The sequence below is a fragment of the Paenibacillus sp. J5C2022 genome (assembly GCF_025567625.1).
Taxonomy (GTDB): Bacteria; Bacillota; Bacilli; order Paenibacillales; family Paenibacillaceae; genus Pristimantibacillus.
On record NZ_JAOQJC010000016.1, the window covers coordinates 81,714 to 102,550 of the forward strand.

A 20,837-nucleotide genomic window follows, 5' to 3' on the forward strand; every position below is an offset into this window, starting at 1 on the left:
TGTGTCGTGTAAAGCGTATGGTTACCGATCCGCATTGCGAGAATTAAGGTAACGGTAAGGTTGTATTCGTTGGCAATGGCTCGTGGCGTGTTACAATGAGGGGAGTACATAGTGGAGGGGTCATCATGCTGGAAGCGAATATCCTTATTGTTGATGATGAGAAAAGTATAGCGGAGATGATGGCCACAGTACTTCGCAAGGAAGGCTTCACATCAATAGATTTGCGGTTCGATGGCGAAGCTGCGCTGGAAGCTTGCCAGGAGAAGAAGTATGACATCATCTTGCTGGATATTATGATGCCGGGCAGAAGCGGACTGGAAATTTGTCCGTTTATTCGGACTGCGACGGATGCTCCAATCTTGTTCATTACGGCGAAAGGCTCGGATTTCGATAAGCTTTCGGGCTTTGCAGTCGGCGGCGACGATTATATTACGAAGCCCTTCAATCCTCTGGAAGTAGTGGCTCGCATTCGCGCACAATTGCGCAGGCATTTGCATATTGGCCGGAAGGATCAATCGGACCGCAAGGTCTATCATTTTGGCCGCTTTCAGGTGAATGAGTCGGAAGCCTCATTGACGGTAGAAGGAGCGGATGTGCCTTGCCCGGCATTGGTGTTTCAATTGCTGCTTTTTTTCTGCAAGCACCCCAATCGCGTATTCAGCAAGCGGCAGCTGTACGAAGAGGTGTGGGGCGAGGAGATGTATAACGACGACAATACGGTGATGGTGCATGTTCATCGCATCCGAGAGCGTATTGAGGCGGACCCCTCAAGACCGCAATATTTGATCAATGTTAGAGGATTGGGTTACAAGCTTGTGCAGTGAATAGGAGAGAGACAGGATGCTACTAAGGCGATTGGCCGCGAGATTTGCGCTGCAGATGGCGATGGCATGCGTGCTATTAGTGATTGTGGCCGTTTTTATCGTGGCTTGGATGATCGACCGGCTTGATGAGATCGAGATTGAGCGGAATTTTGCGCCGCTTGGCATATCCCGGTTGATTGAAGAAGCTGAAGTGACGCCGGAAGGGCTTATCGTGGACTCACAATTGCTGAATCGACTGGAAGCGGACGGCGGTTGGCTGCAGCGGCTGGATGAAAGCGGCGAAGTTCTTCAATCGTTCAATGCGCCTCCTGACTTGCCGGATCGGTATATTCCCGGGCAATTAATCGACTTCTGGCTGAAGGGAGAGTCCTTTCCTTATCCATTGGGATTATGGATGCAAGTGAAGGACGGCAAGCTGTATACGTTCTTGTACGGCGGAAGATCGCCGAGCGAGGATATGATGCGGCGTGTCCTGGATGAAGGGGAAATCATAGAGAATCAGATTGACTTTCCGTCAGCTGCCTCTGAACTGCTGCGGAGCCGAAAGTCGTGGGTGCAGGTGCTGAATGCAGAAGGCGCCGAGGTCGCTTCATGGCAGAAGCCGGAAGGAGCTCCGAGCAACTATTCGTTGTCGGAGCTTGTGCAGCATGTCCATAATCCTGTCCCTTACAGAATGGAGATGTATACGAAGCATGACGACGCGACTGGATTGACATGGGTGCTGCAATCCCCGACTCGCCAAGCGGAACGCGAGTCGGAGATTGGGAAGCTGCTTAGCCATGAAGCGGGCGTCATGATCGTCGGCGTCGCCATGTTCTTTGCGGCAGCGCTCGTCATCTTCCTGATCTTGTCACTCTGGTTCGCCAGACGCTTCATGACGCCGATTGTTCGCATTCTGCAGTGGATTCGAGGATTCAGCGAGGGGCATATCCCGCACGTGAGAGACAATATCCGCGTCGTGTCACGGAACAGGAAGGGGAAGTGGCGGAGAGGCTATTCTCTCTTCAGAGATGTCATCGCATCTGTTCATGAGCTTGCATCGGTATGGCAGAGAGGGAAGGAAGCGGAGGAGGAGACGCAGAAGTACCGCGAGGAATGGATCGCGGGCGTGACGCATGACATGAAGACGCCGCTGGCTTCCATCCAAGGCTATGCGCATATGCTGAAAGCGGAGAAGTACGATTGGTCCAACGATGAAGTGCGCGCATTCGCAGCCACCATTCTGGAGAAGGCTGAATTCATGGACCAGTTGATGAATGACCTGGCCTTGACGTATCGGATGAAGAGTGGGGAGCATTCGGTGCAGCTAGTCACAGAGGATATCGGCCGCTTGCTTGTCGAAGTCGTGAAGCGGACAGCATTGCATCCCGCTTACGCGGAAGCTTCTATATGGTCGGACGTACCGCCGGCTCCCGTTATGGCTCCCATACATGCGCCGTGGTTCGAACGGATTGTGGAGAATATGATTGCCAACGGCATTCTTCATAATCCTCCGGGAACGGAGATGAGCGTAGTGCTGAAGAGAGAAGAGGAGAACATGGGCTGGAGCATCACCTTTAAGGATAACGGCAGCGGCATGGAGCAAGAGCTGCTTGACCGATTGTTCGACCGCTATTATCGCGGGACGAATACGCAAGGCCGCACGGAAGGCAGCGGCCTTGGCATGGCCGTCACCAAGGAACTGGTACAGGCGCTGGGCGGCCGGATTCAGGTTCATTCCGTGCAGGGGCAAGGGACGGTCATTCGCATAGTATTCGGAAGTGAATCGGCCTACAAGCGGGCTTGAGTAACGGATAATTGACCATTTTGCGCGATGTGCGCAGGTGACGATGTTCATCGGGCTGCTTGCTATGGCATTCGCCCTAACAATTGCACGGTTTTCGTCGCCACATGCTTGCAGAACTCGCTGTCATGCTCCACGAAGAGAATGGTGGGCGAATAGTCCAGCAGCACCTCTTCGATTTGCATGCGGGAGATGACGTCAATATAGTTCAGCGGTTCGTCCCAAATATGCAAGTGCGCGTCCTCGCAAAGGCTTTTGGCAATCAGTACTTTTTTCTTCTGACCGCCGCTGAATGACGCCATGTCCTTCTCGAACTGTACACGGGAGAAATCAAGCTTTCTTAAAATCGCTTTGAACAAACTCTCGTCAATGCCGTTATTCCTCGCATAGTCTGACAAGTTGCCTTGCAGATGAGAGGTGTCCTGGGAAACGTAAGAGATCTTCAACTGGCTTCCGATATGAACTGTCCCGGAATAGGGAATATTCTCACCGCATATCAGCTTCAGCAGGCTTGACTTGCCTGAGCCGTTCGGACCAGTCAGCGCGATGCGATCACCCCGATCGATCGTAAAGCTGATATCACGGCACACCTCATTCCCATCATATTGGATGGCCCCGCGATCAATCTCGATCAGCCTGGACTTGTGGTACTGCTGCTGCGTAATTTGAAGGCGATCCGAGCTCTCAATGTTTTTCAGCAGGCCGGATTTTTCCTCGATCGCGGATTGCTGTCTTTGTTCCAGCGACTTGGATCTCTTCATCATCTTCGCAGCCTTGTGACCAACATAGCCTTTATCAACCTTGGAGCCGGAATTCAGCGTACCGTTTTTCGTTTTCTCCACCTTGTGCGACCAGTCACCCGTACGTCTGGACGCCTCCGACAGCCGATGAATATCCCTGCGCAGCTTCTCATTCTCTGCCAGTTCATACTGGTCCTGCCGTTGCTTGTTCTCCCACCATTCGGTGAAATTCCCTTTCTGTACGTCGATGCTCGTCTTGTTGATGGACAGTATATGGTCGACAGATTGATCGAGGAACGCCCGGTCGTGCGATACCAGAATAAATCCTTTCTTGGCGTTCAGATAATCGCCAACCAGCTTCCGGGCATGCAGGTCCAGGTGGTTCGTCGGCTCGTCGATGAGAAGGAAGCTGTTTTCTTTCAGGAACAGCGCGGCCAGCTGCACCTTCGTCTGTTCGCCGTTCGACAGGGTATTGTAGGGTCTGTACAATACGTCGTCCGGCACCTTCAGCAAGGAGAACTCCCGCATCAGCTCCCAATGCTGATAGTCGGAATGAATGCCGTCGATGACTTCGAACGTCAAGCTCTCCGGATGCTTGATCGGGAACGGGAAATAGTCGAAATCGACGGTGGACGTTATCGTTCCCTGGTAATCGTAATGGCCGAGCAAGAGATGAAGAAACGTTGTCTTGCCCCGGCCGTTCCTTCCGGTAAAGCCTAATTTCCAATCGGAGTCGAGCTGAAAGCTGACATTCTCGAAGATGTTATCGTAGCTGCCGTCATGGGCAAACGTTAGATTCGAAACTTGAATTTGTGACATAGCCTTATCCTCCTTGTAGCAAAAATAAAAAGAGCTGCAAGAAAGATACCTCTCCCGCAGCTCAATGAAATACAACCAACCCGGCGCAGGCCGGATCGGCATATATATTTATTGAGTGAGTAGAATAAGTAACTTTCTTGCCCATAAAGAATAAAACCTTGAAAAAGGCTTACTCTTTAAACGTCAGCAAGAAATTTTACATTATTCCCCTCACTCCAATCGTCATGTTTGTTGTCATCTTAACACAGCTCATGGAATGTTTCAACAGTTCCATCGTACCGTTAACTAATGTTCGCGATCAATCCCTTATAAGAAGGAAAATGGAGAATATTGTCGAAAACTAACATCATGATGAGAAAAAGAAAATATGCTTTTATTATAGTGATCATTTTATTCCTTTCCATGTTGACGGGAGGACGCCTCGTCTGGCTGGAGCTGTTCAAACCCGGCGATCAGCCCTTCGCGTCTCAAGGAAAGCTGGATTTGCGCGGGTGGGATGCAAGTGCGGGCAAGACTGTTACGCTGGACGGCGAGTGGCGGTTCTATCCCGGTGTCTTGCTCATGTCGGATAACAGGGAACTGGAGCAACCCCTTGACGGCTCGCGGATGACGACTGTCCCTTCAGGCTGGAATGAAGGGGGGGATCCGCCCATATCAGCGCCATACGGCTTCGGCAGCTACCGGCTGACCATTGTCGTGGATTCGGCGAATGAAGCTTACAGCATCTACGTGCCTAGCGTACGCAGCTCCTCCCAGCTATATGTCAACGGCAGCTTGATTGCGGCTTCAGGATATCCCGCTCCCAGCGCAGAGGAACATACGGCGGAGAATGTGCCCTACATTGCGACGTTCATGACCGATGCGCAAGGAATAATCGATGTCGTCATCCAGGCAGCCAATTATACGGACCCGCGCAGCGGCGGACTGATTCGTTCGCTCAAGTTCGGGACGGATGAAGCGGTCTACGCCGAGAAGCAGCGTTCTATGGCGGCGCAGCAGCTGATTGCGGCGGCCCTGGTCATTCAAGCGGTTTATATGCTTGTTTTATTTGCGATAGAAAGGAACAAGTCCCGGTTTTACTTTGCAGTGGCCATGCTGAGCTTTACACTTATTCTTCTGAACAGCAGTGAAGACAAGCTGCTGCTGCAATGGCTGCCGATTACGCACGACTGGAGCTTCAAGCTGCTGTGCCTTTCCCTGACAATCCTTTATTACGCGATGCTTCAGACGCTTAGCGATCAGATTCCGGAAGCGTGGCGTGCAGGCGTATTGCGATTTTACAGTATTGCGGCCGTCTCGGGGATTGCGGCGAGTATACTGCTTACTCCCCAAGGCGGAAATGTGCTGCAGTACGTGATTTTTACAATCTCCATGCCGATCTTGGTCCTGCTCGTCGTCTCTGTGTTCCGAATGGCGGGGAGGGGGAAGGGCTCCGGCTTGATGCAGTTTCTCGTCTTTCTGGCATTTGCGAACCATATGGCCTGGTGGCTGTATTTTATCGTGACAGGGATTAAGGTGCTCTATTATCCGTTTGATCTGATTTTGGGCATGATTTTATTGTCCGCGATATGGATCAAGCGTTACTTCAACATGTATGCCGAACAGAAGGCGCTCGCAGCGAAGCTGGAGAACGTAAACCGCAAGAAGGATGAATTTCTCGTCAATACGTCCCATGAGCTTCGCAATCCGCTGCATGGCATCATCAATATATCGCAGGTCGTGCTGGAGAGAGAACGCGAAGCGCTTAGCGACTTAAGCGTGCGCGAGATGGAGACAGCGCTTAAAGTAGGCAAACGAATGTCCTATATGCTGGGTGACTTGCTTGACGTCGCACGGCTGAAGGAGAACGGTCTGCGGCTTCAGGTCGAAAGCGTCTCCTTGCGGCTTGTCGTCGACGGCGTTATGGATATGGTTCGCTATATGGCATCCGGGAAAACCGTCAAGCTGTCGAACCGGATTCCGGAATCGTTCCCTCCCGTGCTGGCGGACGAGAACCGTCTCATTCAAATTATGCTAAATCTGCTGCACAATGCGATCAAATTTACGCCTCATGGGGAGATCAGTGTTGAAGCGCGGATTGTGAAGGAACAGGTGCATATTACGGTATCGGACACCGGCATCGGCATGGATCAAGAGACGGTTCGCAAAGTATTCGAGCCGTATGAGCAAGCCCGGTCTATGAGCGGATATGAAGGCGGGTTCGGCTTGGGGCTCAACATATGCAAGCAACTCGTAGAGCTGCATGGCGGAACAATCGAGGTTCATTCCGCTCCTGCACAAGGCTCGCGATTTACATTCTCCCTGAAGCTTGGCGAGCGAGCGAATGGGGATGTTCTGGAGAAGGAGCGAGATGAAGCAGATAGGCCCGCACCCATGCCATTTGCCGCAGCGGCGATGGGGCCGACACCGTTGAAGGAGCGCAGTGCCGAACGGCAGCAGAAGCCGATGCGGCTATACGGCACAGAAAGGCCTCGTATACTTGCAGTGGATGATGATGCTTTGAATCTGGGCGTAATCACGTCCATTCTGTCCAAGGACGACTATGAAATCGTGACAGTGACGAACGGGGAAGAGGCGCTGGCGCTTCTTCATGAGCAGAAGTGGGAGCTGATTATCACGGATGTGATGATGCCAGGCATGTCCGGGTATGAGTTAACGTCCCGGATACGGGAGCGCTATGCGGTGTCTGAGCTGCCCGTTCTGATACTGACCGCCCGCAGCCGTCCGGAGGATATCGAAGTCGGTTTCTGGGTTGGTGCCAATGATTATGTGACCAAGCCAGTCGAGGCAAGCGAGCTGCAAGCAAGGGTTCAAGCTTGGACGAACTTGAACACGTCGATTCGGGAACGGATTCGCATGGAGGCGGCCTGGCTGCAAGCTCAGATCGAGCCTCATTTCTTCTTGAATACATTAAATTCGATCGCCGCCTTGCATACGGTCAACCCCGACCTGATGCAGGAGCTGATCGCTTACTTCGGAGACTTCCTGCGAGAGAAGTTCAAGTTCCAGAATGTGGGTGAACTGATTCCGATGAAGGATGAGCTGACGCTGGTTCGTTCCTATCTGTTCATTGAGAAAACAAGATTCGACGACCGTCTGCAGGTGGATTGGGAGATCGATGACGGTATAGAGGCTCTGCGCCTTCCGCCGTATGCCATACAACCGCTTGTGGAGAATGCGATTCATCACGGGCTGATGGAACGGCGGGAAGGCGGCAAGCTGCGAATCAAGCTGACAAAACGCGGCGACGGCGCTGAAATTACCGTAAGCGATAATGGTGTGGGAATGAGCAAGGAAGTGCTGGCCGGCTTATTGAAGCCCGCTTCGGAAGACGGAGTCGCGCTCCGTAATGTCGATCTTCGATTGAAGCGGCTGTACGGCTCCGGCCTGTCCATCACAAGCGCTCCAGGGGAGGGCACGACAGTATCGTTCATCATTCAATAGCATGGTCTTGAAGGGGCTTGCTGGATTTTATTTAGGAAAGTCGGAGGTATTGACGTAGTTATGCAGATCGAGGAAGTCAGGAGCCGCGTCCTCCTTTACGACCGGAACAATCTGGACAGTATCGACTGGCCGGACACCGAAGACGGCCGCTATGCCAGAGCTTATCTGGAGCCGCTTATGCGGGAAGGGACTACACGGTATATACGCAATGTCGATACGACCATACTGCTCGCCAGAATCGATGATCTGATTCTGCCCATCACAGTCAACGAAGGCGAATACGACAATGCTTACGTGTGTTCGCCCTATACGCATTATATTCGTTATGCCAGACAGGAGCTGTCCTTATTGCAGCGTCCGCGACTGGAGAAGTCGCTCTCCGCTATGCTTCATGTGTTCGGCTACGGGATGAAGCGATCGCACTTGAACCGGGTTGTTCACATCAATAATTGGCTGCTGTCGACGAACTTGTTTCCTCGCATTACGGGAGAACAGGTCGTGGCTGTGCTGCATGCGGTGCGAGAGCAATTCCCATGCCATGCGATTGTCATTCGTTCTTTATGTTCTTCTTTGCATCCGGATATCCTGGGTGCCTTGCGTACCGAAGGCTGCAAGCTGGTGCCGAGCAGGCAGGTCTATTTGTACTGTGCGAACGATGCTGACTATGGGAATGCTAAAGCACGTTGGTTGCTGAAGCGGGATTATGAGCTGCTCGCCAGGAACGGCTATACATTCGTCCCGATGTCGGACATGACGGCAGCGGATCTATCGCGAATTGCCGAATTGTACAAGCTGCTGTACCTGGACAAGTACTCCTATGACAATCCGCAATTCGATGAGACATTCATCTCGAGCGCTATGCAGAGCGGGGCCTTGACGTTATACGGGCTTCGCAAAGACGGGCGGCTGGATGCGGTTATGGGCTATTTCAGCCGTAACGGCGTTATGACAACGCCCTTGTTCGGCTACGATACGACATTGCCCCAATCCGTCGGGCTGTATAGGATGCTGTCGGCTTGCTTGATCCGGCAGTCCCGCGAGGCGGGGCACTTGCTCCATGAGAGCGCCGGCGCCGCCCAATTCAAGCGGAATCGGGGAGCGATCGCCGATTTCGAGTATTCTGCGGTCTATGACCGGCATCTGCCATTGGGCAGGCGATGGTGCTGGGCGATGCTGGAGCGATTATTGAACGGCTTCGGCGTTCCGCTAATGCGCAAGCTGAAGCTGTAAGCTAATTTTAATCGTAGTCATTTCAGCCTCAGCGTAATTGACCTCCATATCTTTGCTGGAAAAACTCAATCAGCCAATTCGTCAATTGCTGCTGGGAGCTGCCAATGAAGCGGTCGGCGCAGTACATCAGCTCCAGATGACGCATCGGCGTAGGTCCCGTGATAGGGATGGATACAATGTCAGTGCGCTCGGGGCTTTGACTGAGCAGTCCTTTGGGCTGAATCGTGGCGCCTACGCCCGCCGAGACCAATTGCAGCAGAGAAGTGGCCGAGCTCGTCTCCATCACCGTCGTTAGGCTTAGGCCTTCATCTCTGCATACCTCATCGACGAGATCGCGTCCCAGGAAGCCCCTCGGATACATGACAAGGGAATGACGCTCCAGCTGTTGCAGTGTTACAAATTTCCTCCCGGCAAGCTCGCTGGAAGGGTGTACGAACAGATAATAGGGCTCGCTGCCCAGCGGAATTTGGATTAATCTTCGATCGGATGAACATTGCAAGCCGATACCGAAATCAACGCGGTGGCTTAGCACTTCTTCCTGTACCTGTATGGTGGAGATCGCTTGAAGCTGGATGTCGGGATAAGTGGAGTTGAACTGGATGAAGAGCGGGACGAGCTGGAAGTCCAGGTCGGAGGGGAGCACGGCCAGTCGAACGGTGCCGCGGTTACCGGACAGCAGCTCTTTAATCGCAGACTTGGCATCCCGTTCCGCTTGCAGCATTTTCATGCCGTATAACCGCAGAAGCCTGCCTGCTTCCGTAACGGCAACCTTCTTGCCAATCCGGTCGAAGAGCGGCGTGCCAAGCTCCGCTTCAAGGATACGGATTTGCTGGCTTAATGTGGGTTGCGAGATGCCGAGCGATTCGGCAGCCTTCGTAAAATGCAGATGCTCGTAAACAGCCATAAAATACTGTATATTGCGATTGTCCATGCGATAATCCTTTCATTTGATAGTATTTTACTATGATAATAATATAAACAATAGAATTGATCAATGAAAATAGGTTCCTTATACTTAATGGAGAACGGCATCGATCAGAAAGAGAGAAGGAACGCAGGATGAGAAAATTCTATTTAGTAATGGCTATATTTCTAGCCGCTTTGAACTTAAGACCGATTATTACCTCTGTCGCTCCGTTGCTTGAAACGCTGCAGAGCGAGCTGGGGATAAGCGGGCTGACAGCAAGCTTGCTGACGACATTACCCGTATTATGCATGGGTTTCTTTGCACCTGCGGCTACAGCGTTAAGCGATCGGTTCGGACTTGAGCGCACCATCTTCATCGCATTGTGCTTGATTACCGGGGCTTCCGCACTTCGGGGCATCGTCAGCTCGGTGATGATACTGGTTGCAACCGCCTTGGCCGGAGGAATCGGCGTTAGCCTGGCGGGGCCTTTATTGTCAGGATTTGTGAAAAAGTACTTCCCGACAAGGCCGGGCGTTGTGAGCATCTATTCCGCCTCGATGATCGTTGGAGCGGGGCTTGCTTCCGCCCTCGCGATTCCCGTCTACCAGAGCAGCCGGCACAGCTTGGCGCTAACGTTGTCCTGCTGGGCGATATTCGGCGTGATCGCCTTATTCGTCTGGGCGGCTTTTCTTCGGAACGGCCAAGCCGGGAAAGAGGGGAGAGCACGAACACACCTTCCGGTTCGCAATAGAAGCGCACTGCTGCTTACGCTTTTTTTCGGCATGATGGCATGCATGTTCTATTCCGTAACGGCATGGATTTCTCCCATGGCGCATAGCTTTGGGTACGATCCGGCTGCCTCGGCGATGCTTCTTACCGTATTTACCCTAGTTCAAATTCCAATATCCTTGACGGTTCCCGCCCTTGTTGCACGCTTTGGCAACCGTAGATTTTTTCTTGTCATGTGCAGCGTGTTCGAGTTGATCGGCGTAACTTTGCTTCTGCTCCGCCTGCCGATGCTGCCTGCTGTCATCTGTCTGGGGATTGGAGCAGGAGGTCTGTTCCCGCTGGCGCTTATGCTACCGATTGTGGAGACGAATACGTCGGAGGAAGCGGGAGCCTGGTCGGCCATGTCGCAATGCGGCGGGTATATCATCGGGGCGATGGGACCGCTGCTCATCGGCACGATTCACGATTACAGCGGCAGCTTTATGCCTGCGCTCATCGTCATGCTGGTCATCACGGCGGTCATGATCGGCGTGCAGCTGCTTATTACCGGTGAGAAGAAAGCAGTAGTCGACGTCAAGCCGGCTGCCGACTTCTCCTAACGATCAACGCTGATTGTGAAAGGTTTTGGGGCTTCCGTCAACGGAGTTCGACTGCATTCTGGCGATGACGGTTCTCGCATATTGTGAAGGCGACATGCCTACGAACGTTTTGAAGTGTCTGGAGAAGGTGTGTACGCTGCTGTAATGCAGCAGATCGGCAATTTCCGAGAAATTGTGCCGATGCTCGCGTATCATTTTTTTCGCTTGCTCCAGCTTTAATTGCCGATAATACTTCATTATGCTAATCCCCGTGTGAGACTTGAATATGGCTAGGGCATGGCTCTTGCTCAAGTTGAATGCGGTATAGACCTGCTCCAGCCGGATTTCCCCGAATACATTGCTTTCCATATAATCGCACATGCGGTTCACCAACTCGGCTTCGCTTCGCTGCTTGGTCAGCGGAGACAGCCGCAGCTCGCCGGTGGCGGAATCGCTGCTGCTGCGCAAGTGAATCAGGAACATTTCCAGATGGAGTCTGATCAGCTGTTCTGCGCCGATTGGCGCATCCGGCCGTCTATTCAAGGTATGATTCCGAGGGTCGTCGAATGGGGGATAGAAGGCGGCAAATCCGTTTTTGATCATTTGCGCCAGCAACTCCCTCTGACGGGCATCCAATGTGAAAATTTTATTTTCAAAGAACGCCATCTCTCTGGATTGGCAGACGAAAGAAAGAATGATGACGTTCGGCGCGACTTTCCGGTTCGCCCACACCCCGTGAAATTCGTTCGGTTTATGAAAGATGACATCGCCTTGCTGCAGACAATAGCCCTCAGTGTCCGCGAACACCTCAATTTCTCCTTTGTCCACATATACGAACTCCCAGAAGTCATGCTTCTCCCCTTCAAATCGGAAATCCTTGGAGAATTCGAAGTAGTGGAGCGATATAATGTCCTTCACGACAAAAGATTCCTTCAGCCTTGTCCGGACAAACGGATCAGGGTTCTCTGCCATTGGCTCCTTCAACCTCCCTGCTTCTGATTATGTATACCATTCTAATGAAAGCGCTTGAGAAAGGAAAGGGGAAGTGCGAACTTATTGCAACGATTCACGTACTTTTTGCTAAAGATTAGCCCGGACCTTGAAGCTTATACTGGAGAGGAATGGAGGACAGCAAGCGAACAGCTTGCCGAATAGGAGGAACGATATGAACGTATTGGCAGTAGGCTGTCATCCGGACGATCTGGAGATCGGTTGCGGAGGCACATTGGCGAAGCTCGCTTCGCTGGGCCACCAGGTCACAATGGTGCATGTCGCCAATGGGAATAAAGGGCATAAGATCATCGAGCCGGAGAAGCTGGCCAACATACGGGCGGCGGAAGCGAAGTCGGCAGGCAACCTGATCGGGGCGAACGTCATAGGGCTGGATGTGCCCGACCTGTCGGTGAAGGCAGACGGGGACGAGCTGGTTCAGAAGCTGGTCGCCGTCATTCGCGACGCCAAGCCGGATTTTATTATTACCCATCCGCCGGAGGACTATATGAAGGATCATATGGAAGTGTCCAAAGCGGTGTTCGACGCCAGCTTCTCCGCGACAGTACCGCATTTCAACAAGGAAGCGGGACAAGATGCCCATCATAAGGTCGCGCCGATCTATTACATGGACACTTTGGCCGGAGTCGGATTCCTTCCGACGGAATATGTGGATATCTCCGATTTTATCGACATCAAGTTGCAGATGAACAACTGTCATGAGAGCCAGATCAAGTGGCTGTACGAGCATGACGGCATTGACTTCCTGGATTTTGTTCGGACCGTATCGAAGTTCCGCGGGCTGCAGTGCGGCGCCGCTTATGCCGAAGGCTTCAAGCAGTGTCAGGCGTGGCCAAGACTGACTGCCGCCAGATTGCTGCCGTAATCAGAATTCTAACGAGGAGAGTGCTGTACATGAATTTCATGGAGACGGTGAGAGGATCATTGCTTGAAGGCTTCTATCCTGCTGGATGGGATATGGACAGAATCGATAGATGCTGCTCGCATCCGCCCGATTCTATCGGGGAGAGGCAATCGTTCTGGCATGAACAATTCCTGCCCGCTGCCTGCGATGATGTCGCCGAGCTGGATGTGAGAATGGGGCACGAGATCGCCATGCAGATCCGGGCATGCAAGAGTGAGGGACGGAAGGCCGCCTTCATCTTTCCGGTCGGGCCGATGGGCATGTACAAATGGGCGGTGTATTTCCTGAAGGAGTGGCAAGTGGATTGCAGTCATGTGTACGGATTCAATATGGACGAATGGAGCGACGAAGCGGGCCGAACGCTGCCTTCCGACAACCCCGGCTCGTTCCAATTCGCTATGGAGCAGTCGTTCTATGGACCGCTTGGAGCCTATACGATACCCGAAGAGCAACGGCATTTCGCGACAGCTGAGACATTGCCGACGTATGCAGAGAAGATCGCCGCACTGAAGGCGGAAGGAGCCAAGCTCATAACCATATTCGGGATCGGACGCATGATGCATATCGCGTTCTGGGAGCCGCATTTCGCCGCGGAATATAACAGTGAGGCAGATTGGCGCACAGCAACGCATCGGCTTGGAGCACAACTGCATCCGCTCACGATCGAACAAAATGCGATTACCAGCTTCAAGAGCCGGACGACGCTTGTGTCCTGCCGCGCCAATACGATCGGGCCGGGATTGTTCCTGCAGTCCGACTATATCATTGGCGGCTGCGACGGCGCCCTTGGCAGAGGGATGCAGTGGCAAGGGCTTTCGTTATGGACGACGCTGCGGTACGGACCGGATCGTTGGCTGCCGTCCACCTATATGCCGACTTTGCCGGGCAGGCTGTTTTATTTGCGGGAGCTGGCTGGTCCGCTTGGGCCGGAATTGAATTGACGCATGAGAAAACCAATCGTTGAAAACCCTTTTCGAAGGGTTTTCTTTTTTGCATGTGGAACATTATAGGTAGAAAGCTTTGACTGCGAGGGAATAATTCATGCTCACGACATTCACAAAATCCGCAAATTCCTTAACGTTCAAGAAATCCAATTCCAAGCTGGAAGCCCTGCAAGGCAAAACGATATTGATAACGGGAGCAAGCTCCGGCATCGGAGAGGCGTTAGCGTATCAGTTGGCCCATCACGACGTCCATCTGATTCTTGTGGCGAGAAGAGAGGACAGGCTCACGGAGATGAAACGGGAAATAGAGTCGTTATCGGCCACGGTCAGCGTATGCCGTGCGGATCTCAGAGAGCAGGATGAGATGGATGACCTGCTCATCCATCTATCCCGGCAGCAAGGCGGGGTAGATATCTTCGTCAGCAACGCCGGTCATTCCATTCGCCGCAAGCTGATGGATTCTCTGGACCGTTACCATGACTTTACTCGTACGATGGCAATTAATTATTTCGCGCCCGTTCGGTTAACGTTGGCTCTCATCCCTCAGCTTCGGCATAACCGGGGACATGTGATCAACGTATCGACGATTAATGCATCGCTTATTCCATTCCCGTATTGGGCGGCTTATCAAGCTTCCAAGTCGGCGTTCGATACTTGGTTCCGTTCCGCTGCTCCGGAGATGAATGCAGCCGGCATCGCGACGACGTCCTTTTACTTCCCGCTAGTGAGAACGCCCATGATCGAGCCGACTGCCGCTTATCGCCGAATGCCTGCCATGAGCCCGGAACGAGCGGCACGCCTAATTGTGAACGCCATGCTGACGAAGCGCAGAACGTACAGGCCGTGGTGGCTCGTCTTCGGAGAGCTGGCTTCGGTACTGGGAAGACAGTTATGGGAGCGTATTGCGCCGCGATTCATGGATTAGAGGGGGGAGTAAGTCATATGCTGAATTTGATCCGAGTTATGTATCAGTTACATATGCTCTCCCCTCGCGGCGTACTCCGCTTAGCTGCTGCTGTCTGGAAGTACGGCGTCAATCTGATGGCACTGGTCTGTCTTGCAGCAAGAACGTATGGTGACCGGATTGCCATATCGGATGAGCGGGAGGCGATCAGCTACAGGCAGTTATGGCGCCAATCCGAGCGGCTTGCGATGCAATTCCGGCAGCAGTACGGACTTGCCCGCGGCAAGAAGATTGGTGTTATGTGCAACAACCACGCTTCCTTGGTGAAAACGGTATTCGCAGCGTCGAATACGGGAGCGGACATCTACCTGCTTAATACCGGAATGGGGCTGGAGCGGTTCAATCAGCTGGCAGAGCGGCATGGCTTCGACTTGCTGGTGCACGATGCCGAGCTAACGCCGCTCGTAGCGCAATCAGCATATGTTCGTGCAAGGCTGTTAAGTTATGGCGACGATCAGCACTCGGTTAATCGCTTCGCTCAAGCCTCTGACCGCATGACAACGATTCGGCGCAAGCGGGCATCCGCCGGAAGAATCATGCTGCTGACAGGCGGTACGACCGGAAGGGCGAAGGAGGTTCCGCATCGGCCTTCACTATTCTATTACTTGCCGCCATTCATCACGCTGTTGTCACGGCTCAAGTTGAAGGAGCGCCACTCGATTTATATTGCGACTCCGATCTATCACGGCTACGGAATCGCCTTTCTGTTATTGTGTACCGCATTGGGGAAAAAAATCATGCTGACTGCCGGCTTCGATGCTGCAAAATCTTGCGCTTGGATTGCAGGACACAAGGCGGATGTCGTTACGGTCGTCCCGCTGATGCTGTTGAAAATGATAAGGCATGATTCCGATCAATTGAAATCGCTCGTCTGTATTGCTTCCGGCGGGGCCGAGCTTGCCCCCGGACTCATAGAAGAGGTGCACAATCGATTGGGACATGTACTGTACAATTTGTACGGCACTTCGGAGGCGGGACTCTGCACCGTCGCAACCTCCCAGGATTTGAGGGAGCTGCCTCTTACGATCGGCAAAGCAATCGATGGCCTGAAGCTGCATCTTCTGGATGACCGAATGAAGCCGGTGGGAATCGGTACGGTGGGTCGGTTATGTCTAAAAAACAAATGGTCGCTGAGTAGAAGCAGTCACTCCTGGCTGGAAACGGGCGATATGGGCTGCAGAGATGGAGCGGGCTATTATTACTGGTGCGGAAGAGCGGACGATATGATTGTGTCTGGCGGGGAAAATGTGTATCCAATCGAACTGGAGCGGTTGCTGCATACTCATCCGCTCATCGAAGATGCGGCAGTCATCGGCATACCGGACGAGTGGTTCGGCCAGCGGCTGAAAGCGATGGTGCAATTGATTCCGAACGCCGTGCTGACGGAGGAGGAACTGTTGACATGGCTGCGCAGCAAGGCGGCCAGATATCAGATGCCGAAGGTAACGGTCTTCGTGGACGAGATCGCTTATACGAGTCTGGGCAAGCGGGACAAGAAACGAGCCGTTATCGGACAAACGCCATCGTCGTAAAACAGATGCGTATGCCATAAATTGTGTGCCATGCGACGCTTGGCTTTGCATCAGATTTGTATTAAAATTGACGATGCTGCATATTTATACTTGACATCAAGGAGATAGACACATACATGACATCCAAGAACGGACCAATCGAGAACTTTCCGGCTATGCCACGCGGCAACGAGCATTCGAGCTTGCTGCAATTTATTATTCCTTCCTTGCTCGGCCTGCTGCTCTTTGTCATCCCGATCCCATGGAGAGGAGAGGTTACGGTTCCGATCGCTTTCCTGGCGAAAGTAATCGGCGAATGGCTTGCGCCATGGCTGCCGCTTGCTGCTGTAGTCGTCACGATTATCGCATGGCTTGGCGCCGCATATACGCGTTGGCTGAAGCCTGCTCCTCTGCTGCGCATGCCGTTATGGAAGGCGATATTCGACATATCCCGCTTCTGGTTCTGGACTCGCACGATTGGAATGCTATTCGCGCTGCTGACCTATTGGAAGCTTGGACCGGAATGGATCTGGGCGGAATCGACCGGCGGTCTGCTGCTTACAAGTCTCGTCCCGGGATTATTCGTCGTATTCTTGCTAGCGGGCTTGCTGCTGCCGCTGCTTGTCGACTTCGGTCTGCTGGAGTTCTTCGGTACGCTGATGACCCGGATTATGCGTCCGCTCTTCCGCTTGCCGGGGCGCTCCTCCATCAATTGCATGGCTTCCTGGCTGGGGGACGGCACGATCGGCGTCATGCTGACAAGCAAGCAATATGAGGAGGGCTACTATACGAAGCGCGAGGCGGCGGTCATCGGTACGACGTTCACCGCCGTCTCCATCACCTTCAGCTTCATCGTACTGAGCAACGTCGGCCTTGCGCACCTGTTCCTGCCGTTCTATGTCATTGTGACGGCTGCGGGCATGATCGCAGCCGTCATTATGCCTCGCATCCCGCCGCTGTCGCGCAAGCCGGATACGTATGCGGCAGGGGTCAAGCCGCCTCAAGAGGAGCTGATACCGGCGGGTTGGCGTCCGTGGAAGTGGGCGCTGCATCAAGCGGTGGGCAGAGCGTCCCGCCATGAAGGCGCGCGTTCGTTCTTGCGCAACGGCGGCAAGAACATTGTCGATCTATGGTGCGGCGTCATCCCTGTCGTCATGGCGATCGGCACCGTCGCGCTCGCGCTTGCGGAGTTCACCCCGCTGTTCAAGTGGCTGGGCTTGCCGTTCATTCCGCTGCTTCAGCTGCTCGGCTTGCCGGAGGCGGAAGCGGCTTCGCAGACGATACTCGTCGGCTTCGCGGATATGTTCCTGCCGACGCTGCTTGCGTCCGATATAGCAAGCGAGCTTACCCGCTTCGTTATCGCCGCATTGTCGGTGACGCAGCTGATTTATATGTCCGAGGTGGGGGGCTTGCTGCTTAGCTCGAAGCTGCCGATCAGCCTGCGCGATCTGATCTTGATTTTCCTACTGCGCACGATCATTACATTGCCGCTTATCGCCGGAGCCGCGCATTTGCTGTTTGCGTTCATTTAATGCATTTAAGCCCCGACCTGGAGGGAGGACAATCCCTTTCGAGGTCAGGGCTTTTTTCTACCAATTTATTAAGTTCGAGCTGAATATTTGAAGCTGGAGGAGCGACTTGTGCAAGTCGGAAGCGAATAGTAACAGGACCGTCATGCGTTTGCTTAATTTAGAGTGATTTTATATCGAGTAAGTCGAAAGAATGTAATATATTTTTAACTTTTTGGGTTAAATAGTTTACAATTTGTTAGATATGAATTACAATGACAGCAGAGGAGGTGGGGAACATTGGAGATTAACGGCGAGTTGAGCAACTCCCTTTATGTTTTACGGGCAACAAAGAAGTGGTCTCAGCAAGAAGTGGCTGATCGTTTGAATGTAAGCCGCCAGACAATAGCTTCAATTGAAGCCAATCGATATAATCCATCTCTGATTCTTGCCTTTAAAATCGCCCGCCTGTTCGAAGTGGATATTAACCAGGTATTTCAATATGAGGAGGAATAACTATGGCGAGTATCATTCTTTCAATCATGTTTCTACTTGCCTCGCTCATTAATGTTCTATACTTATTATACTTCACGAAGAAGGAGGGAGGCGATGAACGAAGCTTAATGATTATGGGCAGATTAGGAGTAAATATGTTCTCTCTGCTAATGGGAGGCGTAGCGATTCTTTTCATTACAAACAATTTATTCGGGTTTTCGTTTGAGATATTTAAGCAAGCGTTGTTGGGACTCCTGTGTATTGTCAATGTTTTATATGTGCTCAATTTAAACAGATTGAGGAAGCAGTATTGATAGGAATTATACTCCTGCCTATATTAACGGCACTACATCTAGTAAGTATTCCCCCATGTGAATTTCCAACTTGCTTTCGATTTAATCAATATGTCCAATCTCTCAATTTTAATAACATTAAACTATTGGATTGGTAAGCTGGTCATTCATACGAGAGAACGCATTCGTCGAATTCATTCCCATTCATTTCGTATAATGTTTATGGTAAACCAACTCAGTTCATCTTGTTTAAATATTGAAGCATGCGCTTCAAGGCAACGGGGCTTTGCGCCTGGGGGACCGGCTTTTTCGGCCCGAACGAGGTCGTTGACATCCCCTTCATAATATTCGCATCCAGTAATTGAGCAATTGGCTTCCGGGCCCATGCTGATATGCGGCCATAGTCTGCGAATTGCTCTGCAGGCGCTGCCTTCACCGCTCCCGGCTCTCCGAACAGTGCAATTGTACGCGCTAGCATCGCTGCGAATTCGGCCCGCGTAATAGCACTATCCGGCGCGAAGCGGGCTGCGGTCTTGCCTTTCGCGATCAGCTTGCTTGCGAGCAGCTCGATGTCGTCCTGCGCCCAATGTCCCCGAATATCGGAGAAGCTCCTGTCGTAATGAATGACGGTGTACAGACTGTTAGGCGCAGCGGAGATCGAGCAGGCGAACGAGGCTTCCATCTGATTGCCGTTCCCGTGAAATACAGCCGGAACAAAATGGAAGCGGCGAAGCGAATCCGCCGAAACGACAGTAGCCTTGTCTCGATCGGCATCGGTACGAAGCGTTATCGTCTGAACGGTTCCTTCTCAGTTAATGTCGATCATCAGCTTACCGTCCGCATACAGACTAAATGTGAATGCATTCGATAACCGCTCCCGCTAGCCGTATCCTCAAGTTCGCTTAGGGAGGTGTGCGATGCCTGTGCGATCATGATAGTTGCGACTCTGATCCGCAGCTGCAGCAGGGCGTCCGGCTGCGCAGCTCCTGCAAGAAGGCGGCGAGAGCGTGGATGACAGGGATGTGAAGCATATTTTGCAGCATCTATATCATTCTGACAGACTGGAGCGATACCTGGTGAGATCGTGGCGCGTGGGAGCTGCCGAAGTACGGACGATGGCAGAAGAGCTGCTCATGGAGGCACACGCTCGTCATCCACTAACGCCGCTGGAGCAGCGTATGCTAAGGGAAAGCTACCTCATAAGGAAGCTGAACAGGAATCAGCTCGCCGAATCCTTTCACATGAGCCGGACTACCTTCTACAGGCATTCGCTCACCGCGATGCGTCATCTTGCTCGATTAATGGAGGAACGTAGAGCATCTTGCGGGAGGCATAATGGATAAAATAAACTATTTGTCGCAATTCAATTTGCTCCATGCTTTGGAGGAAGAAGATCTTGTCGAGATGGATCGTCTGACGGTGATTACCACCGTCCCGAAGCATGCTTTCATTCAGACGCCGGACACCTTCTCGGAGAAGCTGTTCTTCGTGAAGAAAGGCAAGGTTCGTTTGTACAAGCTGTCCGCTGACGGCAAGTCGTTCACTTCGGATATATTGCATGAAGGCAATGTATTCGGTGAATTGGGAGCGATATCCTTTGGGACAAGGGATCACTTTATTGAAACGATGGAAGAATGCCATATTTGTCATATTGATCATGTGCGGTTCCAGGATTTTTTGCTCCATCATCCCCGCTTTCTGATGTCCTTAACGGAAGTGCTGGGGAAGCGTCTTGCCAGGATGAGCCGGTTGAATGAGAAGCTGGCGATTGGCAATCTGCATGAACAGATTCTATGTGTGCTGCAGCAACTAACCGCTCAGTTCGGGGGAGAGGCAGATGGGGGCGATTGCGATATGATTGATCTTCGGATTACCCACCAAGAGGTAGCCAGTCTTGTAGGGGCGAGCAGGGAAGCGGTGTCCATAGCCTTGCAGGAATTGTCCCGGGAAGGCAAGATACGGACTGGCTATCGAGCGATATCGTTGTGTCGGGATAATCGAATGAACGATTGATATCAGAGCGAGGCATAGGGCGCAAGGTCAATTGTAATCGGCATTACAGTCACGGATAGTGGGGGGACTATACGATAACAGAGGCTAAGGGTTAAACGTTCGCAATACGAGTGAAAGGAAGATTCCCATGAGCAATAACA

At 52.4% G+C, this 20,837-nt stretch carries 17 protein-coding genes; 13 read left to right on the forward strand and 4 right to left on the reverse strand.

All coding sequences use genetic code 11. The features are described 5' to 3' along the window. Positions 1 to 125 precede the first annotated feature (125 nt). Both M6D81_RS14765 and M6D81_RS14770 read left to right on the forward strand, forming a co-directional pair. Positions 126 to 824, forward strand: coding sequence for a response regulator transcription factor (locus tag M6D81_RS14765; RefSeq protein ID WP_262677673.1), 699 nt, complete (start codon positions 126 to 128; stop codon positions 822 to 824). A 16-nt stretch (positions 825 to 840) separates the two neighbouring features. After that, positions 841 to 2,610, forward strand: coding sequence for a sensor histidine kinase (locus M6D81_RS14770; RefSeq protein WP_262677674.1), 1,770 nt, complete (start codon positions 841 to 843; stop codon positions 2,608 to 2,610). Between the two features lie 62 nt (positions 2,611 to 2,672). On the opposite strand, the gene M6D81_RS14775 is transcribed toward M6D81_RS14770, so the two are convergent. Continuing rightward, positions 2,673 to 4,166 (reverse strand): Lsa family ABC-F type ribosomal protection protein, encoded by a 1,494-nt coding sequence (locus tag M6D81_RS14775; RefSeq protein WP_262677675.1) that lies wholly within the window; start codon positions 4,164 to 4,166, stop codon positions 2,673 to 2,675. Positions 4,167 to 4,514: 348 nt separating this feature from the next. Here M6D81_RS14775 and M6D81_RS14780 point away from each other — a divergent pair, with 348 nt between their 5' ends. After that, positions 4,515 to 7,610: an ATP-binding protein gene (locus M6D81_RS14780; RefSeq protein ID WP_262677676.1), complete on the forward strand. Its 3,096-nt coding sequence runs from the start codon at positions 4,515 to 4,517 to the stop codon at positions 7,608 to 7,610. 60 nt (positions 7,611 to 7,670) lie between these two features. Further along, positions 7,671 to 8,840: a GNAT family N-acetyltransferase gene (locus tag M6D81_RS14785; protein ID WP_262677677.1), complete on the forward strand. Its 1,170-nt coding sequence runs from the start codon at positions 7,671 to 7,673 to the stop codon at positions 8,838 to 8,840. Positions 8,841 to 8,868: 28 nt separating this feature from the next. On the opposite strand, the gene M6D81_RS14790 is transcribed toward M6D81_RS14785, so the two are convergent. Then, a complete protein-coding gene (locus M6D81_RS14790; RefSeq protein WP_262677678.1) occupies positions 8,869 to 9,771 on the reverse strand; it encodes a LysR family transcriptional regulator in 903 nt (300 codons plus the stop codon). Between the two features lie 128 nt (positions 9,772 to 9,899). On the opposite strand from M6D81_RS14790, the gene M6D81_RS14795 reads away from it, so the two are divergent. Further along, positions 9,900 to 11,075, forward strand: a complete 1,176-nt coding sequence (locus tag M6D81_RS14795; protein ID WP_262677679.1) for an MFS transporter — start codon at positions 9,900 to 9,902, stop codon at positions 11,073 to 11,075. 3 nt (positions 11,076 to 11,078) lie between these two features. Here the strand turns inward: M6D81_RS14795 and M6D81_RS14800 are convergent, their stop codons facing one another. Continuing rightward, on the reverse strand, positions 11,079 to 12,026 hold the full coding sequence (locus M6D81_RS14800; RefSeq protein ID WP_262677680.1) for an AraC family transcriptional regulator: 948 nt from the start codon (positions 12,024 to 12,026) through the stop codon (positions 11,079 to 11,081). Positions 12,027 to 12,219: 193 nt separating this feature from the next. On the opposite strand from M6D81_RS14800, the gene M6D81_RS14805 reads away from it, so the two are divergent. The 6 genes from M6D81_RS14805 (at position 12,220) to M6D81_RS14830 (ending at position 18,412) form a co-directional block, all read left to right on the forward strand. Beyond that, on the forward strand, positions 12,220 to 12,930 hold the full coding sequence (locus M6D81_RS14805) for a PIG-L deacetylase family protein (RefSeq protein WP_262677681.1): 711 nt from the start codon (positions 12,220 to 12,222) through the stop codon (positions 12,928 to 12,930). 29 nt (positions 12,931 to 12,959) lie between these two features. Further along, positions 12,960 to 13,910 carry a 6-phosphogluconolactonase gene (locus M6D81_RS14810; protein WP_262677682.1) on the forward strand — a complete coding sequence of 317 codons (951 nt, stop codon included), beginning with the start codon at positions 12,960 to 12,962 and terminating at the stop codon, positions 13,908 to 13,910. A gap of 100 nt (positions 13,911 to 14,010) precedes the next feature. Beyond that, positions 14,011 to 14,838, forward strand: coding sequence for an SDR family NAD(P)-dependent oxidoreductase (locus tag M6D81_RS14815; RefSeq protein ID WP_262677683.1), 828 nt, complete (start codon positions 14,011 to 14,013; stop codon positions 14,836 to 14,838). Positions 14,839 to 14,855: 17 nt separating this feature from the next. Further along, positions 14,856 to 16,409: an AMP-binding protein gene (locus tag M6D81_RS14820; protein ID WP_262677684.1), complete on the forward strand. Its 1,554-nt coding sequence runs from the start codon at positions 14,856 to 14,858 to the stop codon at positions 16,407 to 16,409. 116 nt (positions 16,410 to 16,525) lie between these two features. Next, complete coding sequence (locus M6D81_RS14825; protein ID WP_410795738.1) at positions 16,526 to 17,920, forward strand: YjiH family protein; 1,395 nt, start codon at positions 16,526 to 16,528, stop codon at positions 17,918 to 17,920. Positions 17,921 to 18,196: 276 nt separating this feature from the next. Then, on the forward strand, positions 18,197 to 18,412 hold the full coding sequence (locus M6D81_RS14830; protein WP_262677685.1) for a helix-turn-helix transcriptional regulator: 216 nt from the start codon (positions 18,197 to 18,199) through the stop codon (positions 18,410 to 18,412). A 507-nt stretch (positions 18,413 to 18,919) separates the two neighbouring features. Here the strand turns inward: M6D81_RS14830 and M6D81_RS14835 are convergent. Further along, the gene (locus tag M6D81_RS14835) at positions 18,920 to 19,366 is read right to left on the reverse strand and encodes an S-layer homology domain-containing protein (protein ID WP_262677686.1); all 447 of its coding nucleotides are present in this window, start codon (positions 19,364 to 19,366) and stop codon (positions 18,920 to 18,922) included. Positions 19,367 to 19,691: 325 nt separating this feature from the next. On the opposite strand from M6D81_RS14835, the gene M6D81_RS14840 reads away from it, so the two are divergent. Together M6D81_RS14840 and M6D81_RS14845 are read left to right on the forward strand one after the other, a co-directional pair. Then, positions 19,692 to 20,027 (forward strand): hypothetical protein, encoded by a 336-nt coding sequence (locus M6D81_RS14840; protein WP_262677687.1) that lies wholly within the window; start codon positions 19,692 to 19,694, stop codon positions 20,025 to 20,027. Then, entirely contained in the window at positions 20,020 to 20,697 is a 678-nt protein-coding gene (locus M6D81_RS14845; protein ID WP_262677688.1) for a Crp/Fnr family transcriptional regulator, read from the forward strand. The genes M6D81_RS14840 and M6D81_RS14845 overlap by 8 nt, the downstream gene beginning before the upstream one ends. Positions 20,698 to 20,837 lie beyond the last annotated feature (140 nt).